This is a genomic window from Streptomyces sp. MUM 2J (assembly GCF_022414535.1).
In the GTDB taxonomy this organism is placed as follows: domain Bacteria; phylum Actinomycetota; class Actinomycetes; order Streptomycetales; family Streptomycetaceae; genus Streptomyces.
The window spans coordinates 192140-214763 of the sequence record NZ_JADWYM010000006.1 but is presented as its reverse complement, the minus strand read 5'-3'; the positions used below and the strand labels follow the sequence as shown (position 1 = coordinate 214763).

Sequence of the window (22624 nt, the reverse complement as noted above, 5' to 3'; positions counted from 1 at the left end):
GGCTCCGGAGTCAAGCCTACGGCGTGTGAACGCGGTGCGTTACTCGCCCTTGGCCTTCGCGATGATCTCCTCGGCGACGTTCCGCGGAACCTCGGCGTAGGAGTGGAACTGCATCGAGTAGCTCGCGCGACCCGACGTCTTGCTGCGGAGGTCGCCGACGTAGCCGAACATCTCCGACAGGGGCACGAGGCCCTTGACGACGCGGGCACCGGCCCGCTCCTCCATGGCCTCGATCTGACCACGGCGGGAGTTGATGTCGCCGATCACGTCGCCCATGTAGTCCTCGGGCGTCGTGACCTCGACCTGCATCATCGGCTCGAGCAGCACGGGGCTGGCCTTGCGCGCGGCCTCCTTGAAGGCCTGCGAACCGGCGATCTTGAACGCGAGCTCGGAGGAGTCCACCTCGTGGTAGGCGCCGTCGAGCAGCGTCACGCGGACACCGGTCATCTCGTAGCCGGCGATGATGCCGAACTGCATGGCCTCCTGCGCACCCGCGTCGACCGAAGGGATGTACTCCTTCGGCACGCGGCCACCGGTCACCTTGTTGACGAACTCGTACGAGGCGTCGCCGCCCTCGATCGGCTCGATCGCGATGATGACGCGGGCGAACTGGCCGGTACCACCCGTCTGCTTCTTGTGGGTGTACTCGACCTTCTCGACCGACTTGCGGATGGTCTCGCGGTACGCGACCTGCGGCTTGCCGACGTTGGCCTCGACCCTGAACTCGCGCTTCATGCGGTCGACCAGCACCTCGAGGTGCAGCTCGCCCATGCCGCCGATGATGGTCTGGCCCGTCTCCTCGTCGGAGTGGACCTGGAAGGACGGGTCCTCCTCGGCCAGGCGCTGGATGGCGACACCCAGCTTCTCCTGGTCGCCCTTCGACTTCGGCTCGATGGCGACCTGGATCACCGGCGCCGGGAAGTCCATGGACTCCAGGATGACCGGGGACTTGTCGTCGCAGAGCGTCTCACCGGTGGTGGTCTGCTTCAGACCCATGACGGCGACGATGTCGCCGGCGCCCACCGACGCGATCTCCTCACGCTTGTTGGCGTGCATGCGGTAGATCTTGCCGATGCGCTCCTTCTTGCCCTTGACGGAGTTCAGCACGGCGGTGCCGGACTCCAGGCGGCCGGAGTACACGCGGACGAAGGTGAGCTTGCCGAGGTGCGGGTCGCTCATGATCTTGAACGCCAGCGCCGCGAGGGGCTCCTCGTCGGACGGCTTGCGCTTGATGACCTCGTCCGCGTTGGCGACCGCGTGGCCCTCGATGGCCTCGATGTCGACGGGGGAGGGCAGGAAGCGCACGACCGCGTCGAGCAGGGGCTGCACGCCCTTGTTCTTGAACGCGGTGCCGCAGAACACCGGGGTCACCGTGGTGCCGGTGCCCTTGCCGGAGGAGATGGTGATACGGCGGATCGCCGTGTACAGCTGCTCCACCGAGGGCTCCTGGCCCTCGAGGTACAGCTCCATCAGCTCCTCGTCGTTCTCGGCGACGGCCTCGAGCAGCTTGCCGCGCCACTCCTCGGCGGCCTCGGTGTGCGTGGCCGGGATGTCGACGGTGTCGTACATCTCGCCCTTGGTCGCCTCCGGGGACCAGACCAGGGCCTTCATCGTCACGAGGTCGATGACGCCCTTGAAGTCGGCCTCGGCACCGATCGGCAGCTGCATGACCAGCGGCTGCGCACCCAGGCGGTCGGAGATCATGTCGACACAGCGGTGGAACTCGGCACCGGTGCGGTCGAGCTTGTTGACGAAGCAGATACGCGGAACGCCGTAGCGGTCCGCCTGACGCCACACGGTCTCGGACTGCGGCTCGACGCCGGCAACGCCGTCGAACACCGTCACGGCACCGTCGAGCACACGCAGGGAGCGCTCCACCTCGACGGTGAAGTCGACGTGGCCCGGCGTGTCGATGATGTTGATGGTGTGGTCGACGTTCTCCAGCGGCCAGTGGCAGGTGGTGGCAGCAGAGGTGATCGTGATGCCACGCTCCTGCTCCTGCTCCATCCAGTCCATGGTGGCGGCGCCGTCGTGGACCTCACCGATCTTGTAGGACACACCGGTGTAGAACAGGATCCGCTCGGTGGTGGTCGTCTTGCCCGCGTCGATGTGGGCCATGATGCCGATGTTGCGCACCTTGGCCAGGTCAAGCGAAGTGGTAGCCATAAGGCTTCAGTCTTCTCTCGGTCTCGATGTGGACTGCGACTACCAGCGGTAGTGCGCGAAGGCCTTGTTGGACTCGGCCATCTTGTGCGTGTCCTCGCGCTTCTTCACAGCGGCACCGAGGCCGTTGGAAGCGTCGAGGAGCTCGTTGAGCAGACGCTCGGTCATGGTCTTCTCGCGACGGGCGCGGGAGTAACCGACGAGCCAGCGCAGCGCCAGGGTGTTGGCACGGCCGGGCTTGACCTCGACCGGAACCTGGTAGGTGGCACCACCGACACGGCGGGACTTGACCTCAAGGGTCGGCTTGATGTTCTCGAGAGCGCGCTTGAGCGTGATGACCGGGTCGTTGCCGGTCTTCTCGCGCAGACCCTCCATGGCGCCGTAGACGATGCGCTCGGCGGTGGAGCGCTTGCCGTTCAGCAGCACCTTGTTGATCAGGGAGGTCACCAGAGGAGAGCCGTAGACCGGGTCGATGATGACCGGGCGCTTCGGGGCGGGGCCCTTACGAGGCATTCTTACTTCTCCTTCTTGGCGCCGTAGCGGCTGCGGGCCTGCTTGCGGTTCTTGACACCCTGGGTGTCGAGCGAGCCGCGGATGATCTTGTAGCGAACACCCGGCAGGTCCTTCACACGGCCGCCGCGCACGAGCACGATGGAGTGCTCCTGCAGGTTGTGTCCCTCACCCGGAATGTAAGCGGTGACCTCGATGCCGCTGGTCAGACGCACACGCGCGACCTTACGCAGGGCCGAGTTCGGCTTCTTCGGGGTGGTCGTGAACACACGCGTGCAGACGCCACGACGCTGAGGGGAACCCTCGAGTGCGGGCGTCTTGTTCTTCTCGACCTTGTCCTGCCGGCCCTTACGGACCAGCTGCTGGATCGTAGGCACTACTTCTCCGGTTTCTGTGTGCCGATGGGTACAGCTAACCTGGAACGTCGCCGACCCACGCGGTCGGGTGTGTCGAATCACGCGAACTCCCACCGGAAGGCAGGAGGAAGCGCAGATTACGGTGGCCGTCTCAGGCTCTCGGTGCGGTCGTAGGCACGCACGAGGGCCAGGGCACACCCCAGGCACAAGGTCTGAGCGTACCTAGCCCATCAGCTCCGGTCAAAACAAACGGATCGCACCCCGACACGCCGGGCTCCTCACCTCGCAGGCTCGGATTCACCCGGCCTGTCCCCCGGTCACATCTTGGCCGAATCACGCTCTTCCCACGGTACGCGGTCTTGCGCTTTCAGTACGTTGATCGGCCGCTGCGACATCCGGGGGATGGGCATGACCACGAGCACGCCGGCGTACTCGCCGGACGACGGGGGCCTGGAGGACCGAGTGCCCTTCCTGGCCAGACTGGAACGCGAGGACCGATCCGCGCTGCTGGCTCTCGGCCGCACCCTCACCTTCACGCCCCGCATGGTCCTGCTCCACCAGCACGAACCCTCCTCGCACGTGCTGTTCCTGGTGGACGGCTGGACCAAGGTCACCGCATCGGCCGCCAACGGTTACGAGGCCCTGCTCGCGCTGCGCGGACCCGGTGACGTCGTCGGCGAGTCGGCCGCCCTGACCGGCCGGGCGCGCTCGGCCACGGTCACCGCACTGGAGGCGGTGCGGGCCGTGGCGGTGGAACGGGAGCGCTTCCGGGACTTCCTCGGCCGCTCCCCCGGCGTCTCGTTCGCCCTGCTCGGGCTGACCGCGGACCGGACGCGGGCGGCCGACCGCCGCCGGCTGGAGTTCGCGTCGATGAGCGTGCGGCAGCGGTTCGCCGTCCTCCTCCTCGACCTCGCCCGCACCCACGGTCGGCGCACCGCCGACGGGATCGAGCTGGCCGTGCCGCTCAGCAAGCAGGAGCTGGCCGGGTCGGTCGGGGCGTCGAGGGAGATGGTGCAGCGGCTGCTGAAGGAGCTGCGGGACCGGGAGGCCGTGGTCACCGGCCGCCGGGAACTCCTCATCCGCCGCCCCGACCTGCTCAGCCGCATCGCCGCCTCCGCCCCCGTACCGGGCATCCCGTCCCCGCCCCGCCCACCGGAGGAGTGACGGACCCGACCGGAGCCGTCACCCGTCCGGAGTACCGCACGCGCCCCGGCGCCCACCCGCGCCGCGTACCTCCGCGGGCGCTCGCGGACGCCCACCCGCACCACGGACGCCCACCGCACACGCCCGTGGCCGCCCGCTCACGGTACGGACGCCCCGCGGACACTCCACCGCCCCGGCACACACCGCGGGCACCGCGGGCACCGCGGACACCGCGGACAAGCCCCTCGGGTACCCGCCCCTGAGCCCCCGTCCCGACCCGCTTCCCGACCCGCTTCCCCGGGGGCCCGAAGCCCGGCCGCTCCCCCGCGTTCCCGTTGCCCCGGAAGCCCGTCGGCAGCCGGTCGCGCCACGCCCCCGGCGTCCCGGCATCCCGCCACCCCGGTACCCCTGCATCCCGCCACCCCGGCATCGATCAGACGGCCCGCCGGTCCCGGAGGGCCTTCTGTGCACACGGTCACACTCCGAGTGCGTCATCCGCCCTCACCACCGCGGCCCCGGCAGGCGCACGCTGCTGCCCTGCACGCCACCCCCCGGAGAAAGGCGACCATGAGCGACCCCGTGAGCCGCACCATCCTGCTGCTGGACATCGAGAGGTTCAGCGACCGGGACGACGTGGAGCAGGCCTACCTGCGGCGGATGCTGTACGACGTCACCGACCGCACCCTGGACAACGCCGGCATCGACCGGACCCTGCGGCTGCGCGCCGACCGCGGCGACTCGGTGATGGAGCTCATCGACGCCAACGCCCCGGTGACGGCGCTGCTGCGGGCCCTGCTCACCGAGGTGCCGGCCCAACTTCGCGCCGTCAACCGCATGGCCTCCCGCTCGGCGCAGATCCGGCTGCGCGGAGTCCTCGCCACCGGCTACGTCGCCGTGGACGAGCGCGACGGCTGGGTCGGCTCCGACCTCAACCACGCCTGCCGCCTGCTCGACGCGGACGTGCTGCGCGCCGCCCTGTGCGAACGCGCCGACGACTTCGCCCTCTGCGTATCCGACCCGCTCTACGGCGGGGTCGTACGGCACGACCACCCCGGCATCCCCGCGGGCGATTTCCACCGCATGACCGTGACCAGCAAGAACGGCCCGCTGACCGCCTGGCTGTACGGGCAGCCCCCCACGGGGCGGGCCCACGAGGACCACTGTGGCACGGGGGAGGGGGAGGCGCCGGGCGGTTCGGGGGACCGCCCGGCGCCGCGGGTCCCCGCGCAGGGCGAGCCCGGCGCGGGCCGCCGCCCGGCGCCGGACGGAACACGGGGAGCCCCGGCGCCGGGTCCCGCCCTCCACTTCGACGGTGCCGTCACCATCGGCGGCGGCACCGTCCACGGCAACCAGAACAACATCGCCGGCAACCAGATCACCGGCGGCATCCACCTGGGCGGGAGCACACCCCGGGAGCAGGCCGAGGACGCATGAGCGAGCAGCAGCCGGAGCGGACGGACACCGAGCCCGACCCGCCCCCACAGGAGCCGGACACGGAGCAGACCTCCACCGGCGCGGAGGGGTCCGGGGAACGGGACCAGCCGCAGGACGTCTGGACCGCACGACGCGACCTGGTCGACCACAGCCCGCGGACGATGGACATCGGCGCCCGGGCCCGGTTCGGCGGTGGCACCGTACACGGCGACCAGACGAACCTCGCCGGCAACCAGATCACCGGCGACGTCTTCCTGGGCGGCAGGACGGAGGTCCACCACTGGGCCTTCGCCGGCCTGTCGGCGCCCTCCGTCACCTCCGGCGAGGTGCCGCAGGTCCGGCTGGAGCGGCTGGCGGCTTCCTTCGCCGACGACGGGACCATGGGGGACCTGCTGGAGCAACTGCGCCGCGAGCGGGTCCTCGTCCTGGCCGGCGCCCGCTTCACCGGCCGCCAGACCGCGGCGCTGGTGCTGCTGCACCGGCTCGGCGCCGCCCCCGTGCACGTCCTGGACCGGGACACCGCCCCGGGATCCCTGGCCGAACGGCTCACCGCCACCGGCGCAGGACCGGCCCGTGGATACGTCCTGGGCGACCTGGCCACCCGGCGCGGCACCCCGCTGCGCGAACCCCACCTCCTGGCCGCCCGCAGCCGGCTCGTCGAGCAGGACGCGTACCTGGTGATCACCGTCGGGCCCATGGCCGTACTGGAGGACATACCCGTCGTCCGCTGGCAACCGCCCACCGCGGCGGAGGTACTCGCCGCCCATCTGCGCACCCTGGTGGCACGCCAGACCGTGTCGGAGCTGCTGGCGCTGCCGGTCACCGCGGACTTCCTCGGCCGCAGCCACCGGCTGCGCGAGATCGCCGACTTCGCCGGGCTGCTGTGCCGCCACGCCGCGGGGGAGGTGACCGACGAGGCGGTGGCGGCGTTCTCCCGGGCCTCGCTGGAGAACCAGGTCCAGGAGTGGTTCGAGGAGGACGAGAGCGCGATCCACCTGCGGGACAAGGCGTTCCTCGTCGCCCTGGCCGCGTTCGACGGCGGGCCGTACGCCCTCACCGCCGAGCTGAGCGACCTGCTCTACCGCCACCTTCTCAAGACGGAGAACCCGCGCCTGGTTCCCGAGGTGCCCGTCTTCGGCACCCACATCGACAAGCGGCTCCAGCTGGCCCGCGCCGAGGGGTACGACGAGGACGAGAACACCGAATGGGGGCCGGTGACCCAGTTCAAGGCGAGGTTCCTCGACGAGCGGGTCTCCCTGATGCTGCTGCGCCTGGTGTGGACGGGCCACCCGTCCGCCCGGCCCGCGCTGATCGAGTGGCTGCGCGTGCTCGCCGACGACGGCCGCCCGCTGGTCCGCACCCGCGCCGCGTCCACCGTCGCCGTCCTCGCCCGCACCGACCTGCCGTCCGCGATGGCCCTGGTCATCGAACCGTGGGCCACCTCCGACCTGTTCCGGCACCGGCTCGTCGCCGTCAACTCCCTCACCCTCGCCCACCTCGTCGGCACGCCCAACATCCCGCGCATCCTGGACGGCTGGTCGGGGAGCGAGGACCGGCGGCTGCGCTGGGTGGCGGCCCGGGCGTACGCGCTGATCGGCCCTGAGATGCCGGACCAGGCGCTCGCCGCCCTGCGCGACGCCGCCCGCACCCTGTACGACGACCTCGACGACCCGGACGCCTTCGACCTGGAGATGGTGCGGGAGCTGTCCGACGCGACGGCGCTGCTGCTGCTCTCCCCCGCGCACGACCAGGTCCTCGCCGAACTGCGCAAGCACCTGGACGACGACCAGGCGGTGCACGCGCTGTCCCTGGGCGGCTTCGTCAACGCCTGCCGCCGGCAGGAGGACGACACCGATCCGGCCGACCGCCCCACCGTCCTCGCCTGGTACGCCGACGCGGCCACCGCCGGCTCCCCGGCCGCGGCCGGCATCGCCTTCCTGTGGCGCGCCGTGCTCGGCGACCGGTACAGCACCCGTTACGCGCTTGAGGCGCTGCGGGACTGGGTGCTGATCGCCGACCGGTCGCCGGGCACCGAGTGGGCGCTGGCCGCACTGCTGCCGCAGCTCGTCACCACGCCGACCGAGCACCAGCGGCTGAGCCACCTGCTGCGCACCATGCCCGGCCAGGACGGCGCGCCCCCGCCACGGGTCGCGGCCCGTCTGCTGACCACGCTTCCGCCCCAGTGATCCGCCCGCGAACCGGCCCCTGTTCCGCCCCGCCGAGGAGACCCACCCCATGCCCCGCTTCAACCGCCCACCCGAATGGCAGCAGCCGGCGGACCGGCACACGCAGCTGATCGACCCGGTGCTCACCGTCCGGCAGCTGTCCCGCTTCGAGCTCTCGATCAAGCACGTGGTCCGCATCGACCACGCGCTGGTCTTCTCCACCCCGAAGGGCGGCTACGAGGCGTACCTGCCGCCGCGCCGCCCGAGCCGCAGCGAGATCGCCGCCCACCGGTACACGGCCGTGTACGAGGTGGACATGGGCGTGCACCCGTTCACGGGCTCGTTCGCCCTGCCGAGTGACAACGACGCCTTCGAGTTCACCGCCGAGGTCGACTTCTCCTGGCAGGTGCTGGATCCGGCGCGGTTCGTCGCCAGTGGCCATCGGGACGTGCCGGAGATGTTGGTCGGGCAGCTCCAGCAGGCGGCCCGGCCGGTGTCCCGCCGGTTCCCGATCGCGGGGAGCGCGGCGGCCGAGGAGGAGCTGCTGCGAGCGCTGAACTCGCTCGACCCGCTCGGCGCGACCGCCGGGCTGATGGTCACCTGGACCCTGCGGATCAGGCGGGACCTGGCCAACATCGAGCACCAGCAGCGGCTCCAGGCCATCGACCACTCGGCCACCGAGCAGGTGCACACCGCCCGGCGCGGCACCGAGGTGGACGCCGAGGTGGACCTCCGGGCGCGCGAGCAGGACCGGCTGCAGGTCGAGCGCGCACTGGCCTTCGGCCGGCAGCAGCAGGAGCTCGCCCTCCAGCAGGCGCACTGGCAGCACGAGCAGGCGATGCTGCACGGCACCCAGCAGTACCAGGTCGCCGCGCAGCAGGCCCAGTACGCCCTGGCGATGCAGCACTACGAGGCACAGAAGATCGAGTTCTACCGGGCGCACCTCCAGCAGGGCGGAGTCCAGGCCTGGGCGCTGCACCTGTCCGAGCACCCCGAGGACACCGGTCTGGTCATGAACGCCATGCGGGACGACCAGCTCCGCATGATCCAGGCGCAGATGGAGCTGGTGAAGGAGCTGCTGGCCGGTGACAACGCGGAGAAGTTCGAGCTGGAGGGTCCCAAGCAGCTGGCCCTGCGCACGGTCAGCGACATCCTCAACCAGCGCCTGCCCGGCGTCGCACAGAACCCGCCCCTGATCCCGCCGGCCGACGACCAGGCCCCGGGGCTGCCTCCCGGCACGGGGGCACCCTTCGCGGCACCCGACGGAGCCGCGACGGCGGGGGGCCACGCCGGGACACCGCAGGGCGCGCAGGGAGCCGGGACCGCACAGCCCCCGGCCGGAGCCGCCGCCCCGCACGGGCCGCAGGACGCGGCACCCTACGGTGGGCCGCAGTCGCCCGCGTTCCCGAACCCGGGCACGGCGGCCCCCGCGGCTCCGCCGCTCCCCGGCGCAGCCCCCTACGCGCCGCCCCCCGGCATGCCCCTCGCGCCCCCGGCACCCCCTCCGTACGGCACCCCGCCCAGCGGAACGCCGTACGGCGGACCCGGCGTCCCGTTCCCTCAGTCGCCGCCCGGCCCCGTGCCCGGGATACAGCCGCCGGCGCCGTACACCCCGGCACAGCCGCCGTACACACCACCGCGGCCGGCGTCCGGTGCGGCAGCGGAATCGCCCGGCGCCCCCGGCGGACCTGCGAGCCCCACGGCAGCACCCGGCGGCCCGGGCCCGTACGCGCCCCACCACGGCGCGCCCGCCCCGCACGCCGCGCCCCCGCCGGCGAACGCCCACACGGCCCCGGCCTGGCAGGCGCCGCCCGGCTACGGCAGCATCCCGACGGCACCCCCGCAGCCCTCCTCCCCTCCGGCCGCCCCGGCGCAGAGCCCCCAGCAGCCCGGCCCACAGCCCACCGCGCAACCGGCCACCCCGGCGCAGAGCGCCCAGCGATCCGCACCGCAGCCTGCCGCCCCGGCTCCCGCGCCGGCCGCGCCGTCCCGCGGGGCATCCCGTCCGCGGCCCTCCTCCCCCGGCACCGGCGGGCAGAGCGACGCGCCGGTGCCGGCGACGGACGCAGAGCCGGCCGCCGACGAGGCCGAGGGCGGCGGTGCCGTATGACGACGACCGGCGAGCCCGGGCCGGTGACCGGTGCACCCGCCCGGGCGCAGCTCTGCGAGCGCCTGCTCGCGGATCTGCGGGGCGAGATCGCGCGGGCCGACAGCAAGGCGTCCGTACTGGTCGCCGCGCTCGGTCTGGCGGCAGGCGTGTTCAGCGGGATGCTCGCCGGGCGCAACTGGTCTCCCACCTCGCTGTCCGGTCCGGGCACCGTCGCGTGGTGGACCGGGATCGCCGCACTCGCCCTGTCGCTGTTCGCGCTGTTACTGGCCGTGCTGCCGCGCTACCGCCGGGACGCGTGGGCGCCGGGCCGTCCCCTGTCGTACTTCGGAGACATCCAGCAAGCCGTCCGCGCGAACCGGCTGGAGGCCGCGCTCGACGACACCGAGCGCGACCCCACGGCCGGTCTGGTCGCGGCCCTCACCGAGACGAGCGGGATCGCCGCACGCAAGCACCAGTGGATCCGCACCGGCCTGATCGCGTTCTGCGTCGGCACGGTCCTGGTACCGGCCTCCCTGCTCATCGGCTGACCGCCACCGTCCCCGCACACAGAAGGAATCCGGAACCCCATGACCCAGCCGCCGCCCACACCGCCGGAACACCCCGGACAACCCGCCCCGCCCCCACCCGGGCAGTACCCGCAGCAACCGCAGCCGACGGCCGCACCGCAGTACCCGCAGCCGACGGCCGCTCCGCAGTACCCGCAGCCTCCCGCCGCCGCGTACCCGCACCCGCAGCACCAGCCGCAGCAGCCCGCACCCGGAGCGCCGTCGTTCCAGCAGGCCGCCCCCGGATACCCGCGGGCCCCGCAGCCGCCCGGGTACCCGACCGCACCCCACCACCCCGGCGCCCCGGCCCACCCGTACGCGCAGGCCCCGGCCTCCCTCACCGTTCCCCCGCAGTACCCCCAGGCCCCCGTGCCGCCGGCGGCTCCCTCACCGGCGGCCCCGTCCGCCCCGGCCGCCCCGCAGGCTCCGGCCGGCGCGGACGACGCCGACCACCCGCACCACATCAGCACCGGCCCGCGTCGCGTCCACCTCTCCGCCCACCAGCGGCGCACCGACGCCACCACCGTGGGCAGCCTGCTGCTGCATCTGCCGAACTTCCTGTGCAGCCTCTTCGTCGTCGTCCTGATCTCCCTGCTCTTCGGCGACTTCGGCCCGGTGCTGATACTTGCCTGGCTCGCCACCGGCGCGCTCGTCTTCCACCGCCCCACCGAACGAGCCCTCGCGCGCCGTCTGCTCCGTCTGCGCTACCCCACGCCGCAGGAACGAGCCAAACTCGAACCGGTCTGGCAGGAGGTGACCACCCGGGCCGGTGTGGACGGCCGCGTCTACGAGCTGTGGGTGGAGGACAGCGACCATCTGAACGCCGTCGCGGCGGCCGGGCACATCGTCGGCGTCACCCGCTTCGCCATGACCGACCTGCCCAACGGCGAACTCGCCGCCGTCATGGCCCACGAACTGGGACACCACGTCGGCGGCCACGCCTGGTCCGGCCTGCTCGGCCACTGGTACGCGCTGCCGGGGCGGCTCGCCTGGCGGGTGCTGCGCGTGATGACCACCGTGATGTTCAAGGTGTCGCAGGCCTTCTCCTGCTTCGGCGTCCTCTTCTTCGGCCTCGTCGTCGGCGGGATCGCCCTGGCCACCATCAGCTCCCTGTACGGCCTGCCTCTGCTGGTCCTGGGCGTGCCCTACGCGCTCGCCGCCGTCGGCCGGCGCTCCGAGCTGCGGGCCGACCAGCACGCCGCGGCCCTCGGATTCGCCCCGATGCTGGCCTCCGTACTGGAGAAGATGCACCACGAGGAGCAGCAGGCGACAGCCGCGCTCGCCGCACGCAACGGCGGCGCCCCACCCGAGGAGAGCACGCTGGGCAAGCTGCTGGCCTCCCACCCGGACTACTACACCCGGCTGCACCACCTCCAGCCCTACCTCCGGCCGCAGCGGCACTGACACACGCGGCACCCGGGCACGCCGAAGGGCGGCCACCCCCGGATCGGGGATGGCCGCCCTTCGAACTGCCCGCTTACTGGTTGTACGGACCGTAGTCGTAGTCCTCCAGCGGAACGGCCTGGCCGGAGCCGGTACCGAACGGCGAGTAGTCGATGTCGTCGTAACCGACGGCCGAGTACATCGCGGCCTTGGCCTCCTCGGTCGGCTCCACCCGGATGTTGCGGTAGCGGGCGAGGCCCGTACCGGCCGGGATGAGCTTGCCGATGATGACGTTCTCCTTGAGGCCGATGAGGCTGTCGGACTTGGCGTTGATCGCCGCGTCCGTCAGGACTCGGGTCGTCTCCTGGAAGGAGGCGGCCGACAGCCAGGACTCCGTCGCCAGCGAGGCCTTGGTGATGCCCATCAGCTGCGGACGACCCGAGGCCGGGTGACCGCCCTCCTGGACCACACGACGGTTCTCGGTCTCGAACTTCGAGCGCTCGACCAGCTCGCCCGGCAGCAGCTCGGCGTCGCCGGACTCGATGATCGTCACGCGGCGGAGCATCTGCCGGATGATGATCTCGATGTGCTTGTCGTGGATCGACACACCCTGCGAGTTGTACACCTTCTGGACCTCGCCGACCAGGTGGACCTGGACGGCGCGCTGACCCAGGATGCGCAGCACGTCGTGCGGGTTCTCGGTACCCACGGTGAGCTTCTGGCCCACCTGGACGTGCTCGCCCTCGCTGACCAGGAGACGAGCGCGCTTCGAGATCGGGAAGGCCGTCTCGTCGCTGCCGTCGTCCGGCGTGACGACGATCTTCTTGGTCTTCTCGGTCTCCTCGATCCGCACGCGGCCGGAGGACTCGGAGATCGGGGCGACACCCTTGGGCTGACGCGCCTCGAAGAGTTCGACGACACGCGGCAGACCCTGGGTGATGTCGTCACCGGCCACACCACCGGTGTGGAAGGTACGCATCGTCAGCTGGGTGCCGGGCTCACCGATGGACTGCGCGGCGATGATGCCGACCGCCTCGCCGATGTCCACCAGCTTGCCGGTGGCCAGCGAACGGCCGTAGCACATCGCGCAGGTGCCGACGGCGGACTCGCAGGTCAGGACCGAGCGGGTCTTGACCTCCTCGATGCCGCGCAGCACGAGCTCGTCGATGAGCACGTCGCCCAGGTCCGTGCCGGCCGGAGCCAGGACCTGGCCGTCGACCACGATGTCCTCGGCGAGGCAGCGCGCGTACACGGACGTCTCGACGTCCTCCGCCTTGCGCAGCACACCGTCGGCGCCGCGGTCGGCGATCCGCAGGCGCAGGCCGCGTTCGGTGCCGCAGTCCTCCTCGCGGACGATGACGTCCTGGGAGACGTCGACCAGACGACGGGTGAGGTAACCCGAGTCGGCGGTCCGCAGGGCGGTGTCCGCCAGACCCTTACGGGCACCGTGCGTGGAGATGAAGTACTCCAGCACGGACAGACCCTCGCGGAAGGACGACTTGATCGGACGCGGGATCGTCTCGTTCTTCGCGTTCGACACCAGACCACGCATACCGGCGATCTGACGCATCTGCATCATGTTGCCTCGCGCACCCGAGTTCACCATCATGAAGATCGGGTTGGTCTTCGGGAAGTTCTCGTTCATCGCCTCGGCGACCTCGTTGGTCGCCTTGGTCCAGATCGCGATGAGTTCCTGCGTGCGCTCGTCCTTGGTGATCAGACCGCGCTCGTACTGCTTCTGGACCTTCTCGTCCTGCGCCTCGTACCCCGCGACGATGGACTTCTTCGCCTCGGGGACGACGACGTCGGAGATGGCGACGGTGACACCGGAACGGGTCGCCCAGTAGTAACCGGCCGACTTCAGGTTGTCGAGGGTCGCCGCGACGATGACCTTCGGGTAGCGCTCGGCCAGGTCGTTGACGATCTGGGAGAGCTGCTTCTTGCCGACCTCGTAGTCGACGAACGGGTAGTCCTCGGGCAGCAGCTCGTTGAAGAGCGCGCGGCCCAGGGTCGTCCGCAGACGGAACGAGTCGCCCTGCTGCCACGCCCGCTCGCCGAGGGCCTCGCCGCCTTCCTCCCCGGCTGGCGGCGTCCAGCCGCGCGGCGGGATGGTGCCGACGGGGAAGCGGATGTCGATCGGCGCCTGCAGCGAGAGCTCACCGGCGTCGAAGGCCATGATCGCCTCGGCGGTGGACGCGAACGAGCGGCCCTCGCCCTTGCCCGCGCGGCCTTCCTTGTCCGTGGTCAGGAAGAACAGACCCAGCACCATGTCCTGGGTCGGCATCGTCACCGGACGGCCGTCGGCGGGCTTGAGGATGTTGTTCGAGGACAGCATCAGGATGCGGGCCTCGGCCTGCGCCTCCGCGGACAGCGGCAGGTGGACGGCCATCTGGTCACCGTCGAAGTCCGCGTTGAACGCGGTGCAGACGAGCGGGTGGATCTGGATGGCCTTGCCCTCGACCAGCTGCGGCTCGAAGGCCTGGATGCCGAGGCGGTGCAGGGTGGGCGCACGGTTCAGCAGCACCGGGTGCTCGGCGATGACCTCTTCGAGGACGTCGTACACGACGGTGCGGCCACGCTCGACCATGCGCTTGGCCGACTTGATGTTCTGCGCGTGGTTCAGGTCGACCAGACGCTTCATCACGAACGGCTTGAACAGCTCCAGCGCCATGTACTTCGGCAGACCGCACTGGTGCAGCTTCAGCTGCGGACCGACGACGATCACGGAACGCGCGGAGTAGTCCACACGCTTGCCGAGCAGGTTCTGGCGGAAGCGGCCCTGCTTGCCCTTGAGCATGTCGCTGAGGGACTTCAGCGGACGGTTGCCGGGACCGGTGACCGGGCGACCGCGGCGGCCGTTGTCGAACAGTGCGTCGACGGCCTCCTGGAGCATGCGCTTCTCGTTGTTCACGATGATCTCGGGCGCACCGAGGTCGAGAAGCCGCTTCAGGCGGTTGTTGCGGTTGATCACACGGCGGTACAGGTCGTTCAGGTCGGAGGTCGCGAAGCGGCCACCGTCCAGCTGCACCATCGGACGCAGGTCCGGCGGGATGACCGGGACGCAGTCCAGGACCATGCCCTTGGGGCTGTTGGAGGTCTGCAGGAACGCGGAGACGACCTTCAGCCGCTTCAGGGCGCGGGTCTTCTTCTGGCCCTTGCCGGTGCGGATGATCTCGCGGAGCTTCTCGGCCTCCTCGTCGAGGTCGAAGGACTCCAGGCGCTTCTGCAGCGCCGCGGCACCCATCGAGCCGTCGAAGTAGGTGCCGAAGCGGTCCCGCAGCTCGCGGTAGAGCAGCTCGTCGCCCTCCAGGTCCTGGACCTTGAGGTTCTTGAAGCGGGCCCACACCTCGTCGAGGCGGTCGATCTCGCGCTGCGCGCGGTCGCGGAGCTGCTTCATCTCGCGCTCGGCGCCCTCGCGCACCTTGCGGCGCACGTCCGCCTTGGCGCCCTCGGCCTCCAGCTCGGCCAGGTCGGTCTCGAGCTTCTTGGCGCGGGCCTCCAGGTCGGAGTCGCGGCGGTTCTCGATCTGCTGCCGCTCGACGGAGACGTGCGCCTCCAGGGAGGGCAGGTCGCGGGTGCGGCGCTCCTCGTCGACGTACGTGATCATGTACGCCGCGAAGTAGATGACCTTCTCCAGGTCCTTCGGGGCGAGGTCGAGCAGGTAGCCCAGGCGGGACGGGACACCCTTGAAGTACCAGATGTGCGTGACGGGGGCGGCCAGCTCGATGTGGCCCATCCGCTCACGACGCACCTTGGCGCGCGTCACCTCGACGCCACAGCGCTCGCAGATGATGCCCTTGAAGCGGACGCGCTTGTACTTGCCGCAGTAGCACTCCCAGTCCCGCGTCGGGCCGAAGATCTTCTCGCAGAAGAGTCCGTCCTTCTCGGGCTTGAGGGTGCGGTAGTTGATGGTCTCGGGCTTCTTGACCTCGCCGTGGCTCCACTGCCGGATGTCGTCAGCGGTGGCCAGGCCGATCCGGAGCTCGTCGAAGAAGTTGACGTCGAGCACTATGCGTCAATCCCTCTCAGGGTTGTTAAGTCTGTGGTCTGAAACGGGGGCCTGGGGGTCGGCGGGGCCTCGCACGGCGGCGAGGCCCCTACCGGACTCCCGTCAGACCTCTTCGACGCTGCTCGGCTCGCGCCGGGACAGGTCGATGCCGAGCTCCTCCGCAGCGCGGAAGACGTCCTCGTCGGTGTCGCGCATCTCGATGGACATACCGTCGCTGGACAGCACCTCCACATTCAGGCAGAGCGACTGCATCTCCTTGATGAGCACCTTGAAGGACTCGGGGATGCCGGGCTCGGGGATGTTCTCGCCCTTGACGATGGCCTCGTAGACCTTCACGCGGCCGGTGACATCGTCGGACTTGATGGTCAGCAGTTCCTGGAGCGCGTAGGCGGCGCCGTAGGCCTCAAGGGCCCACACCTCCATCTCACCGAAGCGCTGGCCACCGAACTGCGCCTTACCACCCAGCGGCTGCTGGGTGATCATCGAGTACGGACCGGTCGACCGGGCGTGCAGCTTGTCGTCGACCAGGTGGTGCAGCTTGAGGATGTACATGTACCCGACGGAGATCGGGTCCGGGAACGGCTCGCCCGAACGGCCGTCGAACAGCCGCGCCTTGCCGGACGGCAGCATCATGCGGTCGCCGTCGCGGTTGGGCAGGGCGTAGTCGAACAGGCCGGCCAGCTCGTCCTCCCGCGCACCGTCGAAGACCGGCGTGGCGACGTTGGTCCGGGCGGGGACGTCGTCGGCGCCGATGGCCTTCAGGCGCTCCATCCACTCCTCGCTGCCCTCGACCTTCCAGCCCTGGGAGGCGAGCCAGCCGAGGTGGATCTCCATGACCTGTCCCGGGTTCATCCGGGACGGGACACCGAGCGGGTTGAGGATGATGTCGACCGGGGTGCCGTCCTCCAGGAACGGCATGTCCTCGATCGGCAGGATCTTGGAGATGACGCCCTTGTTGCCGTGGCGGCCGGCGAGCTTGTCACCGTCGGTGATCTTGCGCTTCTGCGCGACGTAGACGCGGACCAGCTGGTTCACGCCCGGGGGCAGCTCGTCGCCCTCCTCGCGGTCGAACACACGCACGCCGATGACCTTGCCGGTCTCGCCGTGCGGCACCTTCAGCGAGGTGTCACGGACCTCACGGGCCTTCTCACCGAAGATCGCGCGCAGCAGGCGCTCCTCCGGCGTCAGCTCGGTCTCGCCCTTCGGGGTCACCTTGCCGACGAGGATGTCGCCGGCGACGACCTCGGCGCCGATGCGGATGATGCCGCGCTCGTCGAGGTCGGCGAGGACCTCCTCGGAGACGTTCGGGATGTCCCGGGTGATCTCCTCGGGGCCCAGCTTGGTGTCACGGGCGTCGACCTCGTGCTCCTCGATGTGGATCGAGGAGAGGACGTCGTCCTGCACCAGGCGCTGGCTGAGGATGATGGCGTCCTCGTAGTTGTAGCCCTCCCACGGCATGAACGCCACGAGGAGGTTCTTGCCGAGCGCCATCTCACCGTTCTCGGTGGCGGGACCGTCGGCGAGGACCTGGCCCTCGATGAGGCGGTCGCCCTCGTTGACGATGACCTTCTGGTTGACCGAGGTGCCCTGGTTGGAACGGGAGAACTTGGCCAGCCGGTACGTGATGTACGTGCCGTCGTCGTTGGCGGTGGTGATGTAGTCCGCGGAGACCTCCTGGACCACACCGGCCTTCTCGGCCTTGACGACGTCGCCGGCGTCGACGGCGGAGCGGTACTCCATGCCGGTGCCGACGAGCGGGGACTCCGCCTGGATCAGCGGAACGGCCTGGCGCATCATGTTCGCGCCCATGAGGGCACGGTTGGCGTCGTCGTGCTCCAGGAAGGGGATCATGGCGGTCGCGACCGACACCATCTGGCGCGGCGAGACGTCCATGTAGTCCACGTCGGTGCCGGGGACGTAGTCGACCTCGCCGCCGCGGCGGCGGACCAGCACGCGGTTCTCGGCGAAGAGCATCTCCTCCGTCAGCGGCGCGTTGGCCTGCGCGATGACGAAGCGGTCCTCCTCGTCGGCGGTCAGGTAGTCGACCTCGTCGGTGACCCGGCCCTCGACGACCTTGCGGTACGGGGTCTCGATGAAACCGAAGGCGTTGACCCGGCCGTAGGAGGCCAGCGAGCCGATCAGACCGATGTTCGGGCCTTCCGGCGTCTCGATCGGGCACATGCGGCCGTAGTGCGACGGGTGCACGTCGCGGACCTCGAAGCCGGCCCGCTCACGGGAGAGACCACCCGGGCCGAGGGCGTTCAGACGACGCTTGTGCGTCAGCCCCGACAGCGGGTTGTTCTGGTCCATGAACTGGGACAGCTGGCTGGTGCCGAAGAACTCCTTGATGGAGGCGACGACCGGCCGGATGTTGATCAGGGTCTGCGGCGTGATCGCCTCGACGTCCTGCGTCGTCATGCGCTCGCGCACGACGCGCTCCATCCGGGCCAGGCCGGTGCGGACCTGGTTCTGGATGAGCTCGCCGACGCTGCGGATGCGGCGGTTGCCGAAGTGGTCGATGTCGTCGGTCTCGACGATGATCGTCCGGCCGGACTCGGAGGTGGTCTCGGCCTCGCCCGCGTGCAGCTTCACCAGGTACTTGATCGTCGCGATGATGTCCTCGACGGTCAGGACGCCGGCGTCGAGCGCGGTGTCCGTACCCAGCTTCTTGTTGACCTTGTAGCGGCCGACCTTGGCGAGGTCGTAGCGCTTGGGGTTGAAGTACAGGTTCTCCAGCAGCGTCTGCGCGGCCTCGCGCGTGGGGGGCTCGCCCGGGCGCAGCTTGCGGTAGATGTCGAGCAGCGCGTCGTCCTGGCCCTGGGTGTGGTCCTTCTCCAGGGTGGCGCGCATGGACTCGTACTCGCCGAACTCCTCGAGGATCTGCTCGGTCGTCCAGCCGAGCGCCTTGAGCAGGACGGTCACGGACTGCTTGCGCTTGCGGTCGATGCGGACGCCGACCATGTCGCGCTTGTCGATCTCCATCTCCAGCCAGGCACCCCGGGACGGGATGATCTTGGCGGAGAAGATGTCCTTGTCGGACGTCTTGTCGATGCTGGAGTCGAAGTAGACACCCGGCGACCGGACCAGCTGCGACACCACGACACGCTCGGTGCCGTTGATGACGAAGGTGCCCTTGTTCGTCATGAGCGGGAAGTCGCCCATGAAGACCGTCTGGGACTTGATCTCGCCGGTCTCGTTGTTGGTGAACTCGGCCGTGACGAAGAGCGGCGCGGCGTAGGTGAAGTCGCGCTCCTTGCACTCGTCGATCGAGTTCTTCGGCGGCTCGAAGCGGTGGTCGCGGAAGGTCAGCGACATCGACCCGGAGAAGTCCTCGATCGGGGAGATCTCCTCGAAGATCTCCTCGAGGCCGGACTTGGTGGGGACGTCCTGACCGTTCTCGAGAGCCTCCTCGACCCGACTCTGCCAGGCGGTGTTGCCGAGCAGCCAGTCGAAGCTCTCGGTCTGCAGCGCGAGCAGGTTCGGAACCTCGAGAGGCTCCTTGATCTTTGCAAAGGAGATGCGCAGCGGGGCGGTGCTGGCGCCGTTGTTCGTATTCGCGGTCGAGGCAGTGCGCGAGGCGGCCAAGAGGGGGTCCTTCCGAGGGCTCGGACTCACTACGCGCGTACCGGCCCCTCACCCGTACACAGAGACAGAAGTCCCAGGTCGGAGACCATCTGTCGGTCAGTGCTCGAGTGAGGGCAGACCCCTGGTGACGGGCAGGGGACAGCTAACAGGCAGCGCAAAGGGTCAGTGTAGCCACATGGCACACTGATGTCCAGTCCCGATGTACTGAGACTCCCACTGTTCTCAACGCCTGCGGCATGTCTGCCCTCAACGCACGTTGATACTGCCCTCTTCGCCGTCGATCCATGCCTCGGATTCGGATCCTTGTGACGACGCGTCCTGAGAATTGCGCGCTGCGTGCGGTTCGTCAAGGCCCCCCTTGCCCGAACCGGGGCTTCCGGAGACACGACGAAGATCACCTTACCCCTCGCGCTCACAGGTGCAAGGCGGCCCGCGCCGGGCCCCGGGGAACGCCGAAGGGCGACCACCCGGATGGATGATCGCCCTTCGGTGCGCTCGCGTTACAGATCCTGCGGGGCCTGTCTCGCGGTCGCGGAGGTCGCGGAGGTCTTACTTGACCTCGACGGAGGCGCCGGCGCCCTCGAGGGCCTCCTTGGCCTTGTCCGCGGCCTCCTTGTTGACCTTCTCCAGGACGGCCTTCGGGGTGCCGTCGACCAGGTCCTTGGCCTCCTTCAGGCCGAGGGAGGTCAGCTCACGCACGACCTTGATGACCTGGATCTTCTTGTCGCCGGCGCCGGTGAGGACGACGTCGAACTCGTCCTGCTCCTCGACGGCGGCGGCCTCGGCGCCACCGGCGGCACCGGCGACGACGACCGGGGCGGCGGCAGCGGCGGTGACGTCGAACTTCTCCTCGAAGGCCTTCACGAACTCGGAGAGCTCGATGAGGGTCATCTCCTCGAACTGCGCGAGCAGGTCTTCCTGGCTGAGCTTCGCCATGATGGCGGTCCTTCCACTAAATCGGCAGGTGCCGGATGTACTGGATGAGGCGGGCGTACGTCGGCCCGCGTCGGCCTCCGCGTTCGGGCAGCGGGGGCCGGGGTGCGAGCCGAGTTACTCGGCACCGCCCTGCTCGGCCTGCTTGGCGCGCAGCGCGTCCACGGTGCGGACGAGCTTCGACGGCAGCGCCTGGAAGACGGAGGCAGCCTGGGACTGCTTCGCCTTGAAGGCACCGGCCAGCTTGCTGAGCAGAACCTCGCGGGACTCGAGGTCCGCAAGCTTCTTGATCTCGTCGGCGGACAGCGCCTTGCCGTCAAGGACACCGCCCTTGATGACGAGATTCGGGTTTTCCTTGGCGAAGTCACGGAGACCCTTCGCCGACTCCACCGGGTCACCGGTGACGAAGGCGACAGCCGTCGGACCGTTGAACAGGTCGTCCAGCGTCGTGATCCCGGCCTCGTTGGCCGCAATCTTGGTCAGCGTGTTCTTCACCACGGCGTACTGGGCGTTCTCACCGAGTGCAAGACGCAGCTTCCTGGTCTGCGCCACGGTGAGACCCCGGTACTCGGTCAGCACGGCAGCCGACGAGTTGCGGAACTTGTCCGTCAGCTCGGCAACCGCGGCAGCCTTGTCGGGCCTCGCCATAGAGCCTCGGCCTCCTTCCGGGTGATTCGGACCGCGCGGACCCGAAGGAGGACTGGGGTAAAACGAAACGCCCCGGCGCAGGCGCACGGGGCGGACTCGACCGGTCACACACGCGTCACACGTGCACGCCGGGAGTTCTTCCACTGTCACCTGCGCGGGTCGTCCGCATTGTCAGCGGATCCTTCGGCCACCGAGCCCCGGCAGGGGCACGGCAACGACCAGCGGTCTTTGGCTTCCCGAGGAGAGTAAGGGAACGGGCCGCCGTCAGGCAAATCCGCTCGTACGGCACCCGCTCGCGGGGCGGCGAGCCCTCAGGCGCCGCCGTCCTTCATCATCTCGGCGAGGTCGGCGACGTCCCGGGCGGGCGGGGCAGCGACGGTCACCGGCTTGTTGACGTCGAAGAACGTGATCGTCATGTCGAGCGGGCCCTTGTCGGCGTCGCCGCGCATACGGAACCGCTTGGTGTGGTCGTCGCCGTCGACCCACAGGTCCATGGTGAGCCGGTCGACGCCCATCTTCTCGTACTGCTCGATGCTCTTCTGCCGCTTCTCACGGGTGGCCTTGTCGGCCTTGTCGAAGGACTTCTCCAGGGCGTCGAGGGTGACGGTGCCGTTGTAGTGGGTCGTCCGCACGCCCTCGACCGTCTCGCTGCCGACCTTCTTCACGTCCTTGGAGCCGGTGAGGAAGGTGGACTCGGCGGCCGGGTTCTTGCCGGCCTGCCCGCCGCCGAGCTGCTCGCTGTTGAGCTCCCCGTCCGCGCCCGTCGCGGACAGGTCGAACTTGATCCAGCTCTTGCCGTCCGTCTCCTTGGCGGCCTCGGCGCCCCCGCCGATGTACATGGCGCCGTCCACGAGCCGGATCTCCACCTGGCCGTCGTCGGCCCGGTCCTCGGCCGTCATCCGCATGCTCATCGCGAGCGGCTCGACGTTCATCGCCGCCTCGCCGTGCACCCGGCCCGTCTCCGGCACCGTGCCGGTGATCCGGTAGCGGAAGGACGTGATGCCGTCGGAGGACTTCGCGGCCCTGGCGACCGCCGCGGCGGCGGGCTCCATCTCCGGTGACGCGTCCCCCGCGGAGCAGCCGACGGCTCCGGCCAGGAGCAGCGTGGCGACGGCGACGGCGGGTGCGGCAGGCTTCATTGGTTCCCCCCAGGAACGACATGGTCGGTGCACGGCAGCGATGTCATGACCATATCCGCCTTGTTACCGGCTGGTCGCGCCGTTTCCGGCGGACCGCTCGTACCCGTCGCCTTCTTCCCCGCGCGGTCCGCGGCGCCGACGGCCGGCGGGGTCGTCACTGCGGCCCGACGCCGTGGAGGGCGGGGTGAGCCGCTCGCACGGGGACCTCAGGCGCGCTGTGGGCGCTGTGCGCCCTGTGGGGGCTCCCGGAGCAGGCGAACTCGCTCCCTCGGGCCGTCCCGCGGTCTCTCGCGCCGTCCGGGCCCTGTGCGCCGTCACAGCGGCGTTCGCGGCCAGGACGGCGACCAGGCCAGGGCGGGCGGAGGCGGCAGGGACGGCCGAGGCGCCGGTACAGCTGGGCGCCTGGACGGCTGGACGGCTGGACGGCTGGACGGTCTTCTGCAGGGTCGGGAGGATCCGCGGACGGCCGCCGCGCCCGACGAGCGGAAAGGCGCATCGCCT

Annotated in this window: 14 protein-coding genes; 6 read left to right on the top strand and 8 right to left on the bottom strand. The window is 70.1% G+C overall.

From position 1 onward, the window contains the following. Window positions 1-39 precede the first annotated feature (39 nt). Genes fusA through rpsL form a run of 3 tightly spaced genes read right to left on the bottom strand, consistent with a single transcriptional unit; the run spans window position 40 to window position 3050 of the window. The gene (gene fusA / locus I3F54_RS08770) at window positions 40-2166 is read right to left on the bottom strand and encodes an elongation factor G (protein WP_240118063.1); all 2127 of its coding nucleotides are present in this window, start codon (window positions 2164-2166) and stop codon (window positions 40-42) included. Window positions 2167-2205: 39 nt separating this feature from the next. Next, on the bottom strand, window positions 2206-2676 hold the full coding sequence (rpsG, locus tag I3F54_RS08765; RefSeq protein ID WP_003998848.1) for a 30S ribosomal protein S7: 471 nt from the start codon (window positions 2674-2676) through the stop codon (window positions 2206-2208). A 2-nt stretch (window positions 2677-2678) separates the two neighbouring features. After that, complete coding sequence (gene rpsL, locus I3F54_RS08760) at window positions 2679-3050, bottom strand: 30S ribosomal protein S12 (RefSeq protein ID WP_003948652.1); 372 nt, start codon at window positions 3048-3050, stop codon at window positions 2679-2681. Window positions 3051-3437: 387 nt separating this feature from the next. Here rpsL and I3F54_RS08755 point away from each other — a divergent pair, with 387 nt between their 5' ends. The 6 genes from I3F54_RS08755 to I3F54_RS08730 all read left to right on the top strand — a co-directional run bounded on the left by I3F54_RS08755 (window position 3438) and on the right by I3F54_RS08730 (window position 11830). After that, complete coding sequence (locus I3F54_RS08755; RefSeq protein WP_240118062.1) at window positions 3438-4193, top strand: Crp/Fnr family transcriptional regulator; 756 nt, start codon at window positions 3438-3440, stop codon at window positions 4191-4193. 546 nt (window positions 4194-4739) lie between these two features. After that, window positions 4740-5606 (top strand): hypothetical protein, encoded by an 867-nt coding sequence (locus tag I3F54_RS08750; protein WP_240118061.1) that lies wholly within the window; start codon window positions 4740-4742, stop codon window positions 5604-5606. Beyond that, window positions 5603-7792, top strand: coding sequence for a hypothetical protein (locus I3F54_RS08745; protein ID WP_240118060.1), 2190 nt, complete (start codon window positions 5603-5605; stop codon window positions 7790-7792). Before I3F54_RS08750 ends, I3F54_RS08745 begins: the two co-directional genes overlap by 4 nt. A 49-nt stretch (window positions 7793-7841) precedes the next feature. Then, on the top strand, window positions 7842-9881 hold the full coding sequence (locus I3F54_RS08740; protein WP_240118059.1) for a hypothetical protein: 2040 nt from the start codon (window positions 7842-7844) through the stop codon (window positions 9879-9881). Then, window positions 9878-10408: a Pycsar system effector family protein gene (locus I3F54_RS08735; protein WP_240118058.1), complete on the top strand. Its 531-nt coding sequence runs from the start codon at window positions 9878-9880 to the stop codon at window positions 10406-10408. Before I3F54_RS08740 ends, I3F54_RS08735 begins: the two co-directional genes overlap by 4 nt. Before the next feature lie 39 nt (window positions 10409-10447). Next, window positions 10448-11830 carry a M48 family metalloprotease gene (locus I3F54_RS08730; RefSeq protein WP_240118057.1) on the top strand — a complete coding sequence of 461 codons (1383 nt, stop codon included), beginning with the start codon at window positions 10448-10450 and terminating at the stop codon, window positions 11828-11830. Between the two features lie 73 nt (window positions 11831-11903). Here I3F54_RS08730 and I3F54_RS08725 read toward each other — a convergent pair whose 3' ends face one another. The 5 genes from I3F54_RS08725 to I3F54_RS08705 form a co-directional block, all read right to left on the bottom strand. Further along, the gene (locus tag I3F54_RS08725; protein WP_240118056.1) at window positions 11904-15818 is read right to left on the bottom strand and encodes a DNA-directed RNA polymerase subunit beta'; all 3915 of its coding nucleotides are present in this window, start codon (window positions 15816-15818) and stop codon (window positions 11904-11906) included. A 102-nt stretch (window positions 15819-15920) separates the two neighbouring features. Continuing rightward, the gene (rpoB, locus tag I3F54_RS08720) at window positions 15921-19403 is read right to left on the bottom strand and encodes a DNA-directed RNA polymerase subunit beta (protein ID WP_240118055.1); all 3483 of its coding nucleotides are present in this window, start codon (window positions 19401-19403) and stop codon (window positions 15921-15923) included. Window positions 19404-19952: 549 nt separating this feature from the next. Then, entirely contained in the window at window positions 19953-20339 is a 387-nt protein-coding gene (gene rplL / locus I3F54_RS08715; protein ID WP_240118054.1) for a 50S ribosomal protein L7/L12, read from the bottom strand. A gap of 114 nt (window positions 20340-20453) precedes the next feature. Then, window positions 20454-20984 (bottom strand): 50S ribosomal protein L10, encoded by a 531-nt coding sequence (gene rplJ / locus I3F54_RS08710; RefSeq protein ID WP_110629788.1) that lies wholly within the window; start codon window positions 20982-20984, stop codon window positions 20454-20456. 311 nt (window positions 20985-21295) lie between these two features. Beyond that, complete coding sequence (locus I3F54_RS08705; protein WP_240118053.1) at window positions 21296-22123, bottom strand: DUF1396 domain-containing protein; 828 nt, start codon at window positions 22121-22123, stop codon at window positions 21296-21298. Window positions 22124-22624: the final 501 nt, after the last annotated feature.

Bases quoted from the DNA above. Each gene is read 5' to 3' on its own strand.
- fusA (WP_240118063.1), bottom strand. From the start codon at position 2,166: ATGGCTACCACTTCGCTTGACCTGGCCAAGGTGCGCAACATCGGCATC.
- rpsG (WP_003998848.1), bottom strand. From the start codon at position 2,676: ATGCCTCGTAAGGGCCCCGCCCCGAAGCGCCCGGTCATCATCGACCCG.
- I3F54_RS08755 (WP_240118062.1), top strand. From the start codon at position 3,438: ATGACCACGAGCACGCCGGCGTACTCGCCGGACGACGGGGGCCTGGAG.
- I3F54_RS08750 (WP_240118061.1), top strand. From the start codon at position 4,740: ATGAGCGACCCCGTGAGCCGCACCATCCTGCTGCTGGACATCGAGAGG.
- I3F54_RS08745 (WP_240118060.1), top strand. From the start codon at position 5,603: ATGAGCGAGCAGCAGCCGGAGCGGACGGACACCGAGCCCGACCCGCCC.
- I3F54_RS08740 (WP_240118059.1), top strand. From the start codon at position 7,842: ATGCCCCGCTTCAACCGCCCACCCGAATGGCAGCAGCCGGCGGACCGG.
- I3F54_RS08735 (WP_240118058.1), top strand. From the start codon at position 9,878: ATGACGACGACCGGCGAGCCCGGGCCGGTGACCGGTGCACCCGCCCGG.
- I3F54_RS08730 (WP_240118057.1), top strand. From the start codon at position 10,448: ATGACCCAGCCGCCGCCCACACCGCCGGAACACCCCGGACAACCCGCC.
- rplL (WP_240118054.1), bottom strand. From the start codon at position 20,339: ATGGCGAAGCTCAGCCAGGAAGACCTGCTCGCGCAGTTCGAGGAGATG.
- rplJ (WP_110629788.1), bottom strand. From the start codon at position 20,984: ATGGCGAGGCCCGACAAGGCTGCCGCGGTTGCCGAGCTGACGGACAAG.
- I3F54_RS08705 (WP_240118053.1), bottom strand. From the start codon at position 22,123: ATGAAGCCTGCCGCACCCGCCGTCGCCGTCGCCACGCTGCTCCTGGCC.